Here is a 17716-nt window from a genome sequence, read left to right as displayed (position 1 = left end):
TATGAAAGCGATGTCAATCTATTTAACATAAAAACTATAACTAGGATAATAATCAGTAAAATTTGGACACAATCCTATAAATCATCTATCTTAAAGGGAAACTATCTCTCATTTTAAAAGAAAGTTCTTGTTTCTTATGGAAATTTCAGCTAAACACTTGTGAGATTTACTTTTATCCTTTAAAATAGAATAGGAGAAATTCCGTTATTATTTTTCGGAGGAAAAAGAAATGTCCATTAATTGGCAGGAAATTTTATTTCACTTTTTAGGTGGTCTGGGACTATTTTTATATAGTATCAAGACCATGGGAGACGGTTTGCAACAAGCTGCTGGAGATCGCCTTCGTTTTTACATTGACAAATATACTAGCAATCCCTTCTTCGGTGTGCTGGTTGGTATCGGTATGACGGCGCTGATTCAATCAAGTTCTGGTGTTACAGTCATTACAGTGGGACTTGTCAGTGCAGGACTTTTGACCTTGCGTCAGGCTATCGGTATTGTCATGGGTGCCAATATTGGAACCACCGTTACATCCTTTATCATCGGTTTTAAGCTAGGAGATTACGCCTTACCTATGCTCTTTATCGGAGCGGTTTGTCTCTTCTTCACCAAGAATCGCTCCATCAATAACATCGGACGGATTATCTTTGGTGTAGGAGGTATCTTCTTCGCTCTCAATCTTATGAGCGGTGCAATGGAACCCCTAAAAGACCTGCAAGTCTTTAGAGACTACATGGTTGAACTAAGTAAGAGTCCTATTCTAGGTGTCTTTGTCGGAACTGGACTGACCCTACTCATTCAAGCTTCATCCGCAACTATCGGTATCTTACAGAACTTATACGCAAGTGGTTTGATTGACCTGCAAGGTGCTCTACCGGTCTTGTTTGGTGATAATATCGGAACGACCATTACAGCCATCATTGCTTCTCTTGGAGCCAATATCGCTGCCAAACGTGTTGCTGGTGCCCACGTTGCCTTTAACGTGATTGGTACGGTTATCTGTATTGTCTTCCTTGTTCCTTTCACTGGCTTGATTCAATGGTTTGAATCTGCACTCAATCTAGCTCCGGAAATGACCATTGCCTTTGCCCACGGAACCTTTAATATTACAAATACCATTATCCAGTTCCCATTCATCGGTGCCTTGGCTTACCTTGTAACCAAGCTCATTCCTGGTGAAGATGAAGTTGTCAAATACGAAGCTCTCTACTTGGATGAACAACTCATCAAGCAGGCTCCTTCTATCGCTCTAGGAAATGCCAAAAAAGAACTGCTTCACTTGGGGAACTATGCTGCAAAAGCTTTTGACCTTTCCTACGACTACATCATCAATAAAGATGAAAAACTAGCGGAGAAAGGCCACAAGACTGAAGAAGCCATTAACACAATCGACGAAAAACTCACTCGTTACCTGATTAGTCTTTCTAGCGAATCATTGAGCCAAAAGGAGAGTGAAATCTTAACCAACATCCTCGATTCGTCTCGTGATTTGGAACGGATTGGAGACCACGCAGAAGGGTTGATCAACCTAACAGACTATCTTCAACGTAAGGATGTTCAGTTCTCTGAGGCTGCTTTGAAAGAGTTAGCTGAGATTTATCATGCCACCACTGAGTTTATCAAGGACGCCCTTGAAAGTGTGGAAAATAACGATATTGAAAAGGCTCAAAGTCTGATTGAACGCCATAAAGAGATTAACAATATGGAACGTGTTCTCAGAAAGACCCATATCAAACGCCTTAATAAAGGTGAGTGTTCAACACAAGCCGGGGTCAACTTTATCGACATCATTTCCCACTACACTCGTGTATCTGACCACGCCATGAACCTTGCTGAAAAAGTCATCGCTGAACAAATTTAGTTGGTATGAAGCCACCTTGACTTAGGTGGTTTTTTCGTCTCTTAATAACATAAAAAAATGCTTTGATTCACAATGGAATCAAAGCATTTTAAATAGCTCTCCAAACATAATAGCAGAAACCGCGGTTCCTCTGTACTTAGCTTCTTCTCTTTTGATAAAGCGAGCCAAGTTGATCAATTCAGGTGCTGGGTGTTTGGGATTTCTGAACAGTTCAAGATTGACCAGACCCGAGAGACGGACTGCTAATAATTGCTCATTTGTAGTAGGCAGTTTCTTAGCAGTCTCTAAGAGAGCAGCGACTAAATCTTCACTCAAGCCCTGACGGGCATGATTATAGAGATTTTTTATAAGGCTTTCTAGATTTGGTTCTGCCATCCCGAGCAACCTCCCTTATGTTTAATAATTTTTAATCAAATCAACAGTTGAACGATCCAATTTTTTCACCAAGGCTTGCAAGAAAGCTTGAGCTTCTAGGAAGTCATCCATAGCGTAGAGGGTTTGGTGAGAGTGGATATAACGTGCACAGACACCGATAGTTGTAGAAGGAACACCGCCATTTTTCAGATGAGCTGCCCCGGCGTCCGTTCCGCCTTTTCCACAGTAGTATTGGTACTTTATACCAGCCTCTTCAGCCGTTGTCAAAAGGAAATCCTTCATACCTGGGAGAAGCAAATGACCAGGATCATAGAAACGAATCAAGGTTCCATCCCCAATCTTGCCTTGGCCACCATAAACATCACCAGCAGGTGAACAGTCAACTGCGAGGAAGACTTCTGGGTCAAACTTGGTTGTGGAAGTATGAGCACCACGGAGACCAACTTCTTCTTGGACGTTCGAGCCAAGATAGAGTTCGTTTCCGAGTTTTTGACCTGACAAAGCTTCTGCAAGCTCGCTCACCATGAGGACACCGTAGCGGTTGTCCCAAGCTTTTGAGATGATATTTTTTTCATTGGCTGTTAAGATCGCTGAGCTATCTGGCACGATGGTATCACCAGGACGAATGCCAAAACTTTCTGCCTCAGCCTTGTCCGCAAAACCACCATCAAAAATGATATCAGAGATAGCTGGCATGGTTGGTCCACCTGTTCCACGAGTCAAATGTGGAGGGACAGAACCTGAGATCACAGGAATTTCACGACCGTAACGAGTAAAGAGTTTAAAGCGTTGGCTGCTGACCACCATAGGATTCCAGCCACCGATTTCAACGACACGGAAGGTACCATCTGGCTTAATCTCGCTGACCATAAAACCAACTTCGTCCATGTGAGAAGCGACCAAGACGCGTGGTGCATCAGTAGCTTCTGAATGCTTGATACCGAAAATACCACCCAAGCCATCTGTCACTACTTCATCCACATGCGGTGTCAACTTTTCACGAAGATAGCTACGGACAGGCGCTTCATGACCTGAGATCGCAGGGATTTCTGTTACTTCTTTGATTTTTGAAAATAATGTTGTCATATCAGTTCCTTCTTTCTGTCCTCCATTTTACCACTTTTTATAGGAGAAGGATAGTGGAAATCTTAATCTTCCAACTTCCTTTCTAGAGTAAACAAAAAGAATCAGGCTGATTCTTTTTGTTTATGATTCCGTTTGAGTGAAAAGTGGTCTGGCACAGGATCCTTTCCTATTGGCGACCAGGGATGACAACGCAAAATCCGAGCCAAGCCCATCAGAACACCCTTGAAGCCATGTTTTTCAATAGCCTGAATCATGTAGTTGGAACAAGTAGGCTCAAAGCGACAAGAGGGTGGAAAGGCTGGCGAGATAAAGCGTTGGTAAAAGCGTACTGGCGCTATTAAGATTCGTTTCATTATTTCTTGGTTACAGCCATGGTGTGTAGTTGGCTGATTTCTTTTTTATTAAGGCGACGGGATTCTCCTGGACGAAGACCAGTCAAGTCCAGGTGACCGAAACGTGTCCGAGACAACTTATCCACTTGAAGACCGACGGCTTCAAACATCTTTTTAACCTGATGATTACGTCCTTCATGGATTGTCAACTGTACTACTGAGCGATTTTTGACTGGATCCACTTTGAGGATTTCATAAACAGCTGGCTTGGTTTTCTTGCCATCAATCTCAAGACCACGAGTCAAGGGGCGGAGATTTTCCTTATTGGCTACGCCTTTAACACGCGCAACATAAACCTTGTCAATCTCATTACGGGGGTGAATCATCTCGTCTGTAAAGTCCCCATCATTGGTCAAAATCAAGACACCTGATGTATCCCAGTCCAAACGTCCAACTGGGTAAATGCGTTCTTTTACATTGGGCAAGAGGTCCACAACAGTCTTACGACCCTTGTCATCTGTCACACTGGAAATCACACCACGTGGTTTGTTAAGCAGATAGTAGACCTTTTCTTCGTTGTAGATAGGTTGACCTTCCACTTCGACCTTGTCGCCTGACTTGATGGTTGTTGCGAGTTCACGTACCACTTGGCCGTTGACGGTCACCAAGCCTTGCTTGATCAACTCTTCTGCTTTTCTCCTACTGGCCACACCTGCGTGGGCAATATACTTATTGATTCTCATCTTCTTCTATCCTTTCACCAAATAATTGGCTTTCTTGAGCTTGAATCTCAAGCTCATCAATCACTGGCAGTTCTTCCAAATGGTTAATCCCCATGTAATCTAGGAAATAATCCGTAGTCACATAGAGATTAGGGCGGCCCAACACTTCTTTTTTCCCATCTTCTCTTATCAATTCAAAAGCCTGCAACTTTGCCAAGGCTCCACTCGAGTTGACCCCACGAATAGCATCAATCTCAATTCGGGTAATCGGTTGCTTGTAGGCAATGATGGACAAGGTCTCAAGGGCAGCCCGAGACAAACTTTGGTTGATGGGTGCCTTGGAGTATTCCTTCAAAATCGCTGCAAATTGAGACTTGGTGACCAATCTGTAAGCTGTCCCCGTCTCAATCAAAGCCAAACTGGAATCTGGGTCATTTTCATACTTATGGGCTAATTTTTCTAAACTCTGTTGGATGCCTGTCGGTGGCAGAGAAAGGAGTTCAGCCAACTGGCGGACTCGAATCCCATCTTCACCTGCTACAAACAAGAGCGCTTCTATTTCTGCTAAAGTACTCATCTTTCCTCTCTATCAAGTCTAGCTTTGTGCCTCTTGACTTTCTTCCTTCTTTTCCATGAGATAGATATCTCCGAAACTCTCCTCTTGAACGAGAATCAGTTCCTGAGTTTTGATTAACTCTAGGGTTGCCAAAAAGAGGGTAATAACCTCTTGAACATTCTGGGCTTCCTTGAACAAATCCTGCAAACGCAACTGGTCTCGTCCAGACAAGGACTCTTTTACAATGACCATCATGTCCTCAATCTTATACTCATCCCGCAAGATGGTCGTGTGGTTCTGAGCGAACTCCTCTTTTTTCTTGGCTAGGATATTTGAAAAAGCCAAAAAGAGGTCAATGGTCGTCTTATCATGTACAAGCTCCGCATCCTCGTAAATCAACTCTGTTGGCGCTTTGGAATAGTACTGGGCCCGATCTTGGTGCTTAGCCTCCAAGTGCTCACCCAAGAGTTTGAACTTGCGGTATTCTTCGATCTGGGAGAGAAGGTCCTGCTCCAGGTCATCCCCCAAATCAGCCACTTCTGCCACCTTTGGAAGAAGCTTGCGGCTCTTGATCAGCATGAGCTGACTGGCCATGACCATATACTCGCCCGTAACTTCCAGACGCATGGCCTGCAGGGTTGAGACATAGGCTAGATACTGTTCGATGACTTCTGTGATTGGCACATCGTAAATATCCATCTGATACTTTGAGACTAAGTGCAAGAGCAAGTCCATTGGCCCTTCAAAATCTTTTAATTTAATATCCATTATCTATATTTTTCTAAGGTCAGAACTGTTTTTAATCCTAATCTTTTTGCAATTTCGTACAAATCGACCTTGTTTTCTATTTGTCTTAGAATGAACTGTTCCCGCAAGGCTTGAGCGGATAAGGTTGGGAAACCTTTCTCCTTGACAAAGGACTCCAGCTGACGAAAGGCCCACTGACGAGAATAGGCTTTCCCTCCCCTTTCAAAGAGATAGGTCTGCCCCATCAAGGGTTCCAATTCTGGAATCAAGATCGTGGGTATGGTGACAATCCTCTGTTGGGAAGCCTTGTTAATTCGCAACACCTGAAAATCAAGATTGATATCCGCAATCTTGAGGGATAAAATCTCGCTTGGCAAGAGTCCCATTTCTAGGATTAAGAGCGCTAGCAAGCGTCCCTCTGGATAGTCACTTTCCTGCCAAAAAGAGTCTAGGTCTAGAATCTCTGGTTTTTCAATCTTCTTTTCAGCTTGTTTAGCTAATTCCAGACGGTAAAAACTGTCCACTTCTCCTTTTTGGTAGAGAAAGTAGAGAAATTGGTTACAGGCAGAAAGTTTTCGCTTCTGGGCGCTGATTTTTAGGTTGGCTAGCTGGGCTTGGTAAATCTTGAGACTAGTCTCAGAGATCCGCTCCCCTACCATGTCTAAAAATTGCTCCAGATCATACCTGTAAGACTGCTTGGAATTGGCAGACAAATCCTGCTTTCCCTCTAAAAAGGCTGAAATGCTATCTCTCATTTGCATCGAATCTCATATTCCTTACTAAAGTCATGCAAGAGGGCATTAACTGCCTTGAGGATGGACTTGCGCGTGATGATTCCTTGGAAAATTCCTTCACCATCTACGACTGGCAAGAAGGGTTCATCCACCAGTTTATGGAGGACTTCAGTGATGTTATAGTCTGGAGCGACGACTGCCACATCTGTCTTGGTCATATTGACGATGTCTGTCGTTGCCATCTGCTCATCCGTCAAACCTTGCTCCATTTGATAAGCCAAAATGTCTCTCAGACCAATGGTTCCGACAAAGCGTTTGTCAAAAGTCACAACAGGGATACGGGTATAGGTGATTTGGCTCAACACCAAAATTGCATGGTCAGCGTTATGGGTATCAATCAAGGCTGCTAGATTCTCAGCAGGGGTAAGAAAAGTCTCTTCCTGCTCCAATAAAAATGCTTCAAATTCCTTGGCAATCATCGAGCAAACTCCTTGGACAAGCCTGGATAAACCTCATGGTCACGTGTCAAAAAGTCTACTTTAAAATAGCTGTCATCAATCTCCACTCGAGCATAGAGACATTCTCTGATAGTCCCTCGTGGTTGGCTGATGGAGCCTGGATTTAGAAAAAGAGTCTTGCCTTCCATCCAAGCATTTGGCACATGCAAGTGACCATAGAGACAGATATCGGCATCTTCTTCCTGAGCCCAGTAGTCCAACTTTTGAAAGTTGAAATTGATGTCAAACAAGTGTCCATGCGTCTGGATGATCTTAGTGGGACCAAGTTGAGTCACCAACCGTTCTGGGTAGCCAGCATAAAAGTCCATATTTCCTTTGACGACATGAATGCCTTCCCAGAGCGGAGAGTCTGGACGGAGTTCTGAGTCACCATCGTGAAAAATGGCATCAACTTTCCCCAGATAACGATCACGAATTTCTTCCACAATCAAGCTATCGCCATGGGAATCACTCATTACAATGATGGTTTGCTTTGCCATGATGGAAATACCTCCAAAAGTTTCTTAACGGCTAAGGCACGGTGGGATTGGCTATTTTTTTCTTCAAGGGTTAATTCAGCTGCTGACTTACCTGTCTCTCCCACAAGGAAGAGCGGATCATAACCAAAGCCATTTTCACCCTTGGGTTCAAAGTTGATATAACCTGGCCAGTCAGCTTCAACCACCAAGCTTTCCTTGTTTGGACTAGCTACGACTAGGGTTGTGTGGAATTGAGCCGAACGGTCCTTGAGTTCAAAGACCATGGCCAATTCGTGCAAGAGTTTGGCATTGTTTTCACGGTCGGTTGCTCCCACACCTGCAAAACGGGCTGACCAGACTCCTGGCAAACCGCCGAGGACATCGACTTTGAGACCTGAGTCATCTGCTAGCACCATCTTGCCTGTTAATTGGGAAATGGTTTCTGCCTTGAGGCGGGCATTTTCTTCAAAGGTCATACCTGTTTCAGCTACTTCAGGCAAATCTGGATAGTCATTGAGATTTTCCACATCGTAGCCTAACTTGTCAAAGATAGCTCGGAATTCCTTGGTCTTTCCTTCGTTACGAGTCGCAATGAGCAGAGTTTCTCTGACCTTGCTAGTTTCAAAGAAGGTTTCCACTTCAACTCCTTCTTTAGGCAATTCGACATGCAAAAGCTGTCCATTTTCAATCAAGAGCAGGGCACCCTGACGTTGGATGACTTCTAGATTGCGGCCTGCTTCAGCATTTAAAATCTCAACGATAAAGGAGAGCAGACGGAAGTTAGAAGACCAGCGCATCACCGTTATCGTAATCGGAAAGCCATTTTCCTCGTCACGAAAAATCCGCGCTAAATCCATAAAATCAAGCTCGAGAGAATCTTTGATAAGGCTATAGATGCCTCCATAGACATCCCAGACACCGACATACCAGTCCTGGTCATCCTTGTATTCATAAATTTTATTTGTCATAATGTTACATGCTCCACATGAATCTCTTTTTCCAGCCATTCTTCCCCAATCTGGGCAAAACTTTGGCTACTGGCTGTTGTGTAAAAACGATGTTGAAGAGGTCCCGCATCTCGGCTACGGTTGATTTCAAAATAGTTCAGCAAAACCGAGATATCCCGTACACACTCTGCCCCACTATCAATGAGCTGAACCTTTGGTCCCATGACATTTTGGATGATAGGGCGAAGGAGTGGGTAATGAGTACAACCCAAAATCAGGCTATCCACCTTTCCAACCAAGGGGCGCAGAGTTTCATAGACCACTTTCTTAGTTACACTGGTTGAAAGGGCACCAGACTCCACCAAGGGAGCAAACTTGGGACAGGACAAACTCTCCACCTGTAAATCCGGATCCAGATCATGGATTTTCTGACGGTAGATATCTGATTGGACCGTCATGGGGGTTCCAATTACTCCGATTTTCCCACCTTGACTGGACTTGATGGCTGCCGAAGCTCCCGGCAAAATCACACCTAGGACAGGAATATCTAGTTGAGCCTTGATTTCTTCCCAGACGACCGCAGTCGCAGTGTTACAAGCAATGACAATCATCTTGACATCCTTGGTCAAAAGAAAGTTGACCAACTGCCAAGTATATTCACGAATTTGCTCAGCAGGACGGGGGCCATAGGGTGCCCGCGCCGAATCTCCAATATAGACGATTTCTTCATGGGGAAGCTGGCGCATGAGCTCACGAACAACGGTCAAGCCCCCGACACCCGAATCCAAAAAACCAATTGGTCGATTATCCATACAGTCTTCTTTCTAGTATTTTTTCTGATTGATAGTTCATCATAATTACTCGTCCTAAATGAACGGATAGACAGCTTGATAGAATGGCAACTGCCTCTCTCTTAATCATAATCAAATATCAATAGAATGCAAGGAAAAAGTCTTATCCTTGAGAACTATTGAACATAGTGAGAAGTCTGGAACTTTCATCCCAGACTTTTCCTATTTATTTCTTTTTGTTCTTAGCAAGAGCTGCTTTTTGTTGGCGGATAATCTGGTGGTAAACTTGTTGTACCTTGGCTTCGCTTGGTTTTTGACCATTTGCGCTCAAAAGAGCACGAACTGCCTCAGCGTTCAAACGTGGGTTGTCCGCAAATTCTTTTTCGATTTGCTTACGAACCAAGTACATCCCTCCAAGAGCTCCTCCTAGAAAAGCTAACACAATCAAGATAATTGCTAAAAGTAAGTCCATTCTTTTTCTCCTGTTTCTTTTTGAGTCTTCTATATTATACCACAAAGTGACTTTCCTGACTAGTTTAGATTCCCTGTTGATATTAGTTATTTTTCCACCCTGTGTTTTGAAGAAAGCTTCTATTTTACGCGATTTGCTAATGCTATCATCTTATAAAAATAGACAAACACAAAGCTGTGTTTGTCTATCATCCGAAACAGTTATAGGAGATACCGTCTCTTTACTGTCTATCTTTCTTTTCCCAGATTAACAATCTGAAACTAGTGTAAATCAGAACGATTCCGCTCAGCTGAATCCATAAGGAAATTCTTGAACCTGTGCTAGGAAGATGACCTGCATTAGAAATCATTGATAACTCCTTCGTGCTCTTCTCTGTTGATATCTGTTTAATATCTTGCACTTGTTTTGGAGTGTCTAAAAGAATTTGAGAACTTTTTGGAGTAGGTGGCTCGGAATTTGTCTGAAGTCGTTGATCCTGTTTAGCAAGATTCCTATCCGTCTGATCTAGAATTTCTCTATAGTAATCATCCGCCTGCTGCTTTTCTTGCATTTTCAGTTTAGTCACTAAACGGTTGTAGTTCACTTGAGTAGCAGCTTGTGCCGTTTGCAAGTTGCTCAACTGCTCAATTGCCGCAAGTTGCGCTGCTTCCTTGGCTTTCACCTTTTGTTCAGCTGCTTCTAGCACCTCTTCAGCTTTGGAAAGTTGTTCTTCAGCTTGAACCAAATTCGACACTTTACTCTTTGCTTCCATCACTGCTGTTTGAGCTTTGACGAGTTGTTCCTGAGCAGTATCCCTTTTTTCAATAGCATCAGCAAGCGTACTAGTAGCATCTTTAAGCAAAGCTTCTTCTTTGGAAACATCTGCTTGTGCAGCAGTCAAGTTCTTTTGTGCAATAGAAAGGGCATCCCTAGCTTTTGATAAAGCCTTCACTTTATCATCCTTTTCCCTTTCAACGTTATTAGCAGTTGTTTGTGCTAACCTCAAGGCCTCTTTATCAGTTTCTAACTGATTTTTAGCTTCTTCTAAAGCTTGTTTAGCTTGTTCAAGCCCAAGAGGTGTTTGCGCTGCTTCATCAAAGGCTGTTTGAGCTTGAGTGGCTACTAACTGAGCTTGTTCAAAAACTGTTTTTGCATTTTCCTTATCAGCTTGAGCTTGATTATTTGCAGCCTGAGCTACATCAAAGGCTGTCTGAGCTTGTTCAAGCTTTTCTTGATTTGCTTCCCCAGATTTTCCACCAATTGGCGTCGCGTCAAAATTGTTTTTACTAGCATATTTCACCTGATCTTCCGAAACCATCGTGAAATGAGATACTGTAATATCGTTCTCCATTGAGAAATCAACGCCTAGATAATTCTTTTGACCTCCTGTATTCAAACCAGAAATAGATTTAGCATGCACCCACTCATAGCCATTATACATGAATTCAACTAATGAAAAATAAATATCACGTTTCATATCTGCAACACTCATTTGAGAAGTGTTTGCCTTCCAGATATATGCATTTTCGTAATATTGAATCCCTTCTTGTTCTTGTTCAGAACTAGTTGTAACCAGTCCATACTCACGCGCAACTCGGTTAATACCCCATGCGTCATGATGGTAACGATTCATCAAATCCCAAGACCAATTATCATTTTTATATTCACGAGCTACTTTATCCGCAAATTCAAGTGCTGAAGGAGTAACAACTACCTCGCCCGTCCCCATTTGCGAACGAATTTGGTTAATCAATTCTGCTGTAAACTGAGATATTTCCAAACGGACATCATAAGGAATATTATTTGTATCTATCAGCGTTTTACTATCATTTGGGTCTGCTACATAATTGTTAAAAGATTTAGCCTTATCATTTACAGCTGTCAAGGTAGCTTCAATCTGACTAATCTGTGACTGCGGAGTATTTGGATCTGCCAACTGTTTTAAAGCAGCAATATATTCTGGAGTCATATAGAACGTATTCTTAGTATTAGATGTAACTGGAGCACCTGTATTCTTAGCTGCACTCAATGTAGCTTTTGCTGTTTCAAGTGCTGACTGTGTCTTTTCTGCTTTTGCACTAGCATCATCAAATGCTTGCTTACTTGTTAATACTGCATCATCAGCCTTACTCTTATTAGCAGTTGCTTCAGCTAATTTCTTCTGACGTTCTTCATCTGATTGATTGGCCTTTTCTACACCTTGTTGAGCTTTATCAACCGCGGTTTGACTGGCAGCGACTTTCGTTTTTGCTTGTTCAAGGTTTGTATCCGCGTCAGATGTTGACTCTGTCAATGTTGACTGTGCAACATCAACATCTTGTTGAGCTTGGGTTGCTTTTTCAGCTTCCCCTTTTTCCTTCTCTTTTGCAGTGGCTAAGGATTGAGCTTGATGATCCACTTGCGACTGTGCTTCTTCAAGCTCAGTCTTGCTACTTGCCAGATTGGCTTCTGCTTTTTTTTCTTCATCCAACTTGGTCGCTAGGTCTGATTGCGCTTCTTTTAATGCAGTAGGCGCAGATTCTACAGCCTCTTTTGCTACATCAACACTCTGCTGAGCTATCTTCAGTTCATCTTTGGCTGTAGCTGTGGATTGTCTAGCCTCCTCTACATTCCTTTGAGCTTCCGACACTACTCGATTTACACGATCAAAGTCTGCTTTTGCTGCATCTACTTCACCTTGTGTAACGTTAGAAACAGGTGATTGTTTTTCTTCTCTTTGAGAACTCGTGTTCTCTCCTGAAGGCGTTGAGTTTTCACGCACTTGATCCGCTTTAACACCTTTCGTAAAGAAAATCGAAAGAGCAACTGCACTTATTGAAAATGCACTGAGCATTTTTTTAAACATAAAATATTCTCCTTTAATTTTTATCATTAGGAAAAATGACTAAATTATTTTATCATGTTTACCTTTATCAAGAAAGACGTCAAGTATTAAATATAGCGTATTTATTTGAAAATCAAAGAAATTGTCATTAAATTGTCATTTATTTTTTTCTAAAAATCCTCATAAAAACGGGAATCTTTCAAGGAGGACATTTTTATAAATGGTTCTTCTTGACAATCTTTTTACTTTTTTTTACATTTTAAAGACGAGTTTTAAAAAACGGTATATTATTTAATTATTTACTTTTTTAGTTGACAATCATTTTTCTTTATTTGAGTCAGTTAGCTCTATCCTGTTATAAATATTTAATATATACTTCTGCAAAATAAAAAACAAACTTCATCTAGAAGCTTGTTTTTTCTGAACCTTACTCTAAAATCGTTTATTTACTTTTTAAATATAGTGCTAGGCTATGATACGGTTTCAGAAGGATTTTTTCTGATACTTCTACATCTTCATAGTTTGAAATCAGAATCTGTCCATTTTGATAGTCTACTGGTAAGTCGATTTCTACTTCTGTGGCATAAAAGTTATTGAGGACCAGTAACTTTTCATCCTCATACTGACGTTCAAAGGCATAGACTTGCTGACTGTCTTCAAAAGCTGGTTTGTAGCTCCCTTCTGAGATGAGCGGCATTGCCTTACGAAGTCGAATCAAGTTTTGATAGAAGGCGAAAATTGGGCCTTTGATTTCATTTTCTACGTTGATATCTTTATAGGATTTACCAGCTTTCAACCATGGAGTGCCTGTTGAAAATCCAGCATTTTCTGAAGCATCCCACTGCATGGGAATGCGTGAATTATCACGTGACTTGGCCTGAATAATCTGGAAGGCTTCTTGTTCACTTTTCCCTTCTTTTAAGAGCATCTGATAGGCATTGATGGACTCGACATCCACATAATCAGCCATGGAATCATAGTCTGGGTCAACCATTCCGATTTCCTCACCCATATAGATATAAGGTGTCCCACGTGACAGGTGAATGCTGGCAGCCAGCATAGTCGCCCCTTCATTGCGGAAATGTTGAATATCTACAAAACGATTTAAGGCTCGTGGTTGGTCGTGATTGTTCCAGAAAAGAGCGCTCCAGCCATTTTTGTCACTCATTTCCTTGCCCCAGCTATGGTAAAGACTTTTCAACTCTTCGAAATCAAAGGGAGCTAAAGTCCACTTCTGTCCGTCCTTGTAGTCCACCTTGAGATGATGAAAATTAAAGGTCATGGATAACTCCTGACGGTCAGGTGACGAATAGAGGACACAGTTTTCCATGGTGGTAGAGGACATTTCCCCAACTGTCATAAAGCTATCGTCTGATCCAAAAGTGGCTTGATTCATCATGCGCAAATAGTCATGAACGATGGGCTTGTCTGTGTAAGCTGGCTTGCCTTCATTTTCAGGACAATCCACTAAGACCTCATCCTTGCCGATCAAATTGATCACATCAAATCGGAAACCTTTGACCCCCTTGTCTCGCCAGAAATTGACAACCTTGAAAAGTTCCTTGCGGACATTGGAATTGCGCCAATTAAGGTCAGCCTGAGTCTCGTCAAAGAGGTGGAGGTAATATTTCCCTGTATCCCCGAAAGGTGCCCAGGCAGAGCCGCCAAACTTAGACTGCCAGTCTGTCGGTTGGTCTTGGATGAAGAAAAAGTCTTGGTAGTACTGGTCGCCAGCTAGGGCTTTCTGAAACCATTCGTGTTCTGTCGAGCAATGATTGAGCACCATATCTAACATAAAGTCAATCTTGTGCTCTTTACCGACACGTACCATCTCTTCAAAATCAGCCATATCACCAAAAAGAGGATCCACTGCCATATAATCTGAAATATCGTAACCATTATCCCGTTGGGGGCTTGGGTAGAATGGATTGAGCCAGACCATATCCACACCTAGCTTGGCTAGATAGGGAATTTTTTCGATAATCCCACGGAAATCCCCAATACCATTTCCAGTGGTGTCTTTATATGATTTTGGATAGATTTGATAGACTACTTTTCCTTTATCAAGTGCCATCTGTTTCTCCTTTTCTGATAAAAGGGAGGAACCCGTGTTCCTTCCCTGTTTGTTTTATTTCAATTATACTCAATGAAAATCAAAGAGCAAATTAGGAAGCTAGCCGCAGGTTGCTCAAAGCACCGCTTTGAGGTCGCAGATAAAGCTGACGTGGTTTGAAGAGATTTTCTAAGAGTATTAGATTCGTGTAGCGACCATGAGAGCTTCCCCAGCTTGGATAGTTGTTGGATAAGTTCCAGTAATAGTCGCTGTATAAGCATCTTGGTTCGTGATGATAACAGGAGTTTCTGTCACGAGACCTGCAGCCTTAATGACATCCATATCAAAACGAATCAATTTTTGACCTACTGTGACGTGGTCTCCTTGGGCTACGAGACTTTCAAAACCTTTACCATCAAGACCGACTGTATCCATACCGATGTGAATGAGCAATTCTACCCCCTCATCAGAGACAATACCGATGGCATGCTTGGTAGGGAAAGGAACCGTCACCGTCCCATTGACTGGAGCAGTCAACTCACCTTGGCTTGGTTCAATGACTAGACCTTGTCCCATGACACCTGATGCAAAAACAGGGTCCGTCGCTTGACTCAATTCTTTCACTTGACCAGTCAGTGGGCTGATAATTTCTACTGGAGCAAGGGGTACTGGTTCATGACTGACAAATTCTGCCTCTTCTTGGGCAACGAATTCTGCCTGTAAGGCTGTATCATCCTCTGTCTTTGTAAAGAGACCGACCTTGCGGAAGAAGAAAGTCAAGAGCATTGGTACAACAATAGCAACTAGCATGGTTCCTGCAAATGGTAGCATATATTGAGGTTGAATAGAGAGGATACCTGGCAAACCTCCGATACCGATAGAAGCTGCTGTTACATTGAAAGTAACGGATAACATGCCGGCAAGGGCTGAACCAATCATCCCAGCTACAAATGGATAGATGTATTTGACATTGACCCCAAAAAGAGCTGGTTCTGTAACACCGAGATAGGCTGAAATGGTTGCAGGAAGTGAAATCTGAGCCTCACGCTCATCATGACGATGCATGAAATAATAGGCAAATACAGCAGAACCTTGAGCAATATTAGAAAGTGCAATCATTGGCCAGAGGGCAGTTCCACCAGCATCCGCAATCAATTGTGTATCGATGGCATTGGTCATATGGTGCAAACCAGTGATGACAAACGGAGCATAGAGGGCACCAAAAATCGCACCGAAGAGCCATTTAACTGGACCAGTCAAACCTGCCAAGACAATTGCTGAGAGTCCTTGACCAATTGTCCAACCGATTGGTCCCAAGACAGTGTGAGCCAAAATCAAAGCTGGAATTAAAGACAAGAAGGGTACAAAAATCATGGAAATGACTTCTGGTATACGCTTGCGCCAGAAGATTTCAAGATAAGACAGACTCAAACCTGCAAGCAAGGCTGGGATAACTTGTGCTTGGTAACCGATACGATTAACAGTGAAGTATCCAAAATTCCAAACCCAGTTTGCTGCAATCTCTTCTGTTGAAGTAGAAGCAACCGCATAGGCATTGAGCAACTGAGGCGATACCAAACAGATCCCGAGCACAATTCCCAAGATTTGGCTGGTTCCCATCTTACGAGAAACAGACCAAGTAATCCCTACAGGTAGGAACTGGAAGATAGCTTCACCAGGCAACCAAAGGAAGTGATTGACACCTGCCCAAAACTGAGAAGATTCTGTGATGGTCTTGCCATCCAACATCGACCAATGCACACCTTCCAAGACATTACGAAAACCGAGGATTAGTCCTCCGACAATCAAGGCTGGAATAATCGGAGTGAAGATTTCTGCTAGAGTGGTCATAATACGTTGGAGTACATTTTGATTGCTCTTAGCTGCTGATTTGGCCGCTTCTTTGGAAACACCCTCAATTCCAGAAACAGCTGTAAAATCATTATAAAAGATTGGCACGTCATTTCCAATGATTACCTGAAATTGACCTGCATTTGTAAAGGTTCCTTTAACAACTGGAATTGACTCGATAGCTTTAACATTAGCCTTCTTATCATCTCCTAGAACAAACCGCATCCGTGTCGCACAGTGGGTTACGGCAGTGACATTCTCCTTACCTCCGATTGCTTGAAGCAGATCTTTGGCTTCTTGTTCAAATTTTCCCATTTGATTCTCCTTATACTTGTCAAAGCAAGCTTGACTTGATAATTCTATTGTAAACGATACCAAACTTGTATGCAACTTGTTTGGTATAAAAAGAGGATTTTTTTGTAAAATTTCAAACACTTGTATGGTAAAATAGATACAGGTGTTCATTAAACTAGACTAAAAACCTATTTAAGGAAGTAACATGAAGAAATACCAACAATTATTTAAGCAAATCCAAGAAAACATTCAAAACGAGACTTACGCTATCGGAGAGTTCCTCCCTAGCGAGCACGACCTCATGAACCAATATCAAGTGAGTCGTGATACTGTCCGAAAGGCTCTTTCCTTACTCCAAGAGGAAGGATTGATCAAAAAGATAAAAGGGCAAGGTTCTCAAGTTGTCAAAGAAGAAACGGTCAATTTCCCTGTCTCCAACCTAACCAGCTACCAAGAGCTAGTCCAGAAACTTGGACTTCGCTCTAAAACCAACGTGGTCAGTCTGGACAAGATTATTATTGATAAAAAATCCTCACTGATAACTGGTTTTCCAGAGTTTCGCATGGTTTGGAAGGTGGTGCGCCAACGTGTCGTGGATGATCTGGTATCCGTTCTGGATACAGACTATCTGGATATGGAACTGGTCCCAAATCTCACTCGCCAAATTGCTGAGCAGTCTATTTACTCGTATATAGAAGACGAACTCAAACTCCATATTGATTATGCTCAGAAAGAAATTACCATTGACCACACGGGTGACCGAGACAAGATTCTCATGGACATTGGAAAAGACCCTTATGTCGTTTCAATTAAGTCAAAAGTCTATCTCCAAGACGGTCGTCAATTTCAGTTCACTGAAAGTCGGCATAAGTTAGAAAAATTTCACTTTGTTGACTTTGCCAAAAGACATCCGAAATAAACACTTACAGTTGGGAATACTCTCAACTGTTTTTAGTAGTAAATAAAGGAGTTAAGAGTTGGAAAAGAGGCACTGCTTGCTACTTATTCTACTATTTTAAGAAAAAACAACAGCAAATATGTATCTTGCTAAAAAGCTCTTGACAAATGCTAAGCGACCATTAGAATGGGAGGTGAGGAGATAAATAGAAACAAAAT

Annotated in this window: 17 protein-coding genes; 2 read left to right on the top strand and 15 right to left on the bottom strand. The window is 42.3% G+C overall.

What is annotated here, in order from left to right:
* The first annotated feature begins 229 nt into the window (after positions 1 to 229).
* Complete coding sequence (locus PCY17_RS07610; protein ID WP_301392450.1) at positions 230 to 1861, top strand: Na/Pi cotransporter family protein; 1632 nt, start codon at positions 230 to 232, stop codon at positions 1859 to 1861.
* A 78-nt stretch (positions 1862 to 1939) separates the two neighbouring features.
* Here the strand turns inward: PCY17_RS07610 and PCY17_RS07605 are convergent, their stop codons facing one another.
* The 15 genes from PCY17_RS07605 to treP all read right to left on the bottom strand — a co-directional run bounded on the left by PCY17_RS07605 (position 1940) and on the right by treP (position 16621).
* Entirely contained in the window at positions 1940 to 2236 is a 297-nt protein-coding gene (locus PCY17_RS07605) for a bacteriocin immunity protein (RefSeq protein ID WP_301392449.1), read from the bottom strand.
* Positions 2237 to 2257: 21 nt separating this feature from the next.
* Positions 2258 to 3322 (bottom strand): glutamyl aminopeptidase, encoded by a 1065-nt coding sequence (gene pepA / locus PCY17_RS07600; RefSeq protein ID WP_301392448.1) that lies wholly within the window; start codon positions 3320 to 3322, stop codon positions 2258 to 2260.
* 101 nt (positions 3323 to 3423) lie between these two features.
* Positions 3424 to 3675, bottom strand: a complete 252-nt coding sequence (gene yidD / locus PCY17_RS07595; RefSeq protein ID WP_084944034.1) for a membrane protein insertion efficiency factor YidD — start codon at positions 3673 to 3675, stop codon at positions 3424 to 3426.
* Positions 3675 to 4397: a pseudouridine synthase gene (locus tag PCY17_RS07590; protein ID WP_001222230.1), complete on the bottom strand. Its 723-nt coding sequence runs from the start codon at positions 4395 to 4397 to the stop codon at positions 3675 to 3677. The genes yidD and PCY17_RS07590 overlap by 1 nt, the downstream gene beginning before the upstream one ends.
* Positions 4384 to 4953, bottom strand: coding sequence for an SMC-Scp complex subunit ScpB (gene scpB / locus PCY17_RS07585; RefSeq protein ID WP_301392447.1), 570 nt, complete (start codon positions 4951 to 4953; stop codon positions 4384 to 4386). Before scpB ends, PCY17_RS07590 begins: the two co-directional genes overlap by 14 nt.
* Positions 4954 to 4971: 18 nt before the next feature.
* Positions 4972 to 5700, bottom strand: a complete 729-nt coding sequence (locus PCY17_RS07580) for a segregation/condensation protein A (protein ID WP_301392446.1) — start codon at positions 5698 to 5700, stop codon at positions 4972 to 4974.
* Complete coding sequence (gene xerD / locus PCY17_RS07575) at positions 5700 to 6434, bottom strand: site-specific tyrosine recombinase XerD (RefSeq protein ID WP_301392445.1); 735 nt, start codon at positions 6432 to 6434, stop codon at positions 5700 to 5702. The genes PCY17_RS07580 and xerD overlap by 1 nt, the downstream gene beginning before the upstream one ends.
* A complete protein-coding gene (cbpB, locus tag PCY17_RS07570; RefSeq protein WP_000560697.1) occupies positions 6431 to 6892 on the bottom strand; it encodes a cyclic-di-AMP-binding protein CbpB in 462 nt (153 codons plus the stop codon). Before cbpB ends, xerD begins: the two co-directional genes overlap by 4 nt.
* On the bottom strand, positions 6889 to 7410 hold the full coding sequence (locus PCY17_RS07565) for a metallophosphoesterase (RefSeq protein WP_001118939.1): 522 nt from the start codon (positions 7408 to 7410) through the stop codon (positions 6889 to 6891). Before PCY17_RS07565 ends, cbpB begins: the two co-directional genes overlap by 4 nt.
* Complete coding sequence (locus tag PCY17_RS07560; protein ID WP_000182437.1) at positions 7386 to 8357, bottom strand: nucleoside-triphosphate diphosphatase; 972 nt, start codon at positions 8355 to 8357, stop codon at positions 7386 to 7388. The genes PCY17_RS07565 and PCY17_RS07560 overlap by 25 nt, the downstream gene beginning before the upstream one ends.
* Complete coding sequence (gene racE / locus PCY17_RS07555) at positions 8354 to 9148, bottom strand: glutamate racemase (protein WP_301392444.1); 795 nt, start codon at positions 9146 to 9148, stop codon at positions 8354 to 8356. The genes PCY17_RS07560 and racE overlap by 4 nt, the downstream gene beginning before the upstream one ends.
* A gap of 205 nt (positions 9149 to 9353) precedes the next feature.
* Positions 9354 to 9599, bottom strand: a complete 246-nt coding sequence (locus PCY17_RS07550) for a YneF family protein (RefSeq protein WP_084881296.1) — start codon at positions 9597 to 9599, stop codon at positions 9354 to 9356.
* 220 nt (positions 9600 to 9819) lie between these two features.
* Positions 9820 to 12423 carry an SEC10/PgrA surface exclusion domain-containing protein gene (locus PCY17_RS07545; protein WP_049550442.1) on the bottom strand — a complete coding sequence of 868 codons (2604 nt, stop codon included), beginning with the start codon at positions 12421 to 12423 and terminating at the stop codon, positions 9820 to 9822.
* 421 nt (positions 12424 to 12844) lie between these two features.
* The gene (gene treC / locus PCY17_RS07540) at positions 12845 to 14476 is read right to left on the bottom strand and encodes an alpha,alpha-phosphotrehalase (RefSeq protein ID WP_247943127.1); all 1632 of its coding nucleotides are present in this window, start codon (positions 14474 to 14476) and stop codon (positions 12845 to 12847) included.
* A 177-nt stretch (positions 14477 to 14653) separates the two neighbouring features.
* Positions 14654 to 16621 (bottom strand): PTS system trehalose-specific EIIBC component, encoded by a 1968-nt coding sequence (gene treP, locus PCY17_RS07535; RefSeq protein ID WP_301392443.1) that lies wholly within the window; start codon positions 16619 to 16621, stop codon positions 14654 to 14656.
* A 184-nt stretch (positions 16622 to 16805) separates the two neighbouring features.
* Between treP and treR the strand changes: the two genes are divergently transcribed.
* A complete protein-coding gene (treR, locus tag PCY17_RS07530; protein WP_247943129.1) occupies positions 16806 to 17519 on the top strand; it encodes a trehalose operon repressor in 714 nt (237 codons plus the stop codon).
* Positions 17520 to 17716 lie beyond the last annotated feature (197 nt).

It is taken from the genome of Streptococcus sp. SO2 (genome assembly GCF_030440025.1).
The sequence above is the reverse complement of the archived record's forward strand: the minus strand, read 5'-3'. Positions and strand labels throughout refer to the sequence as shown.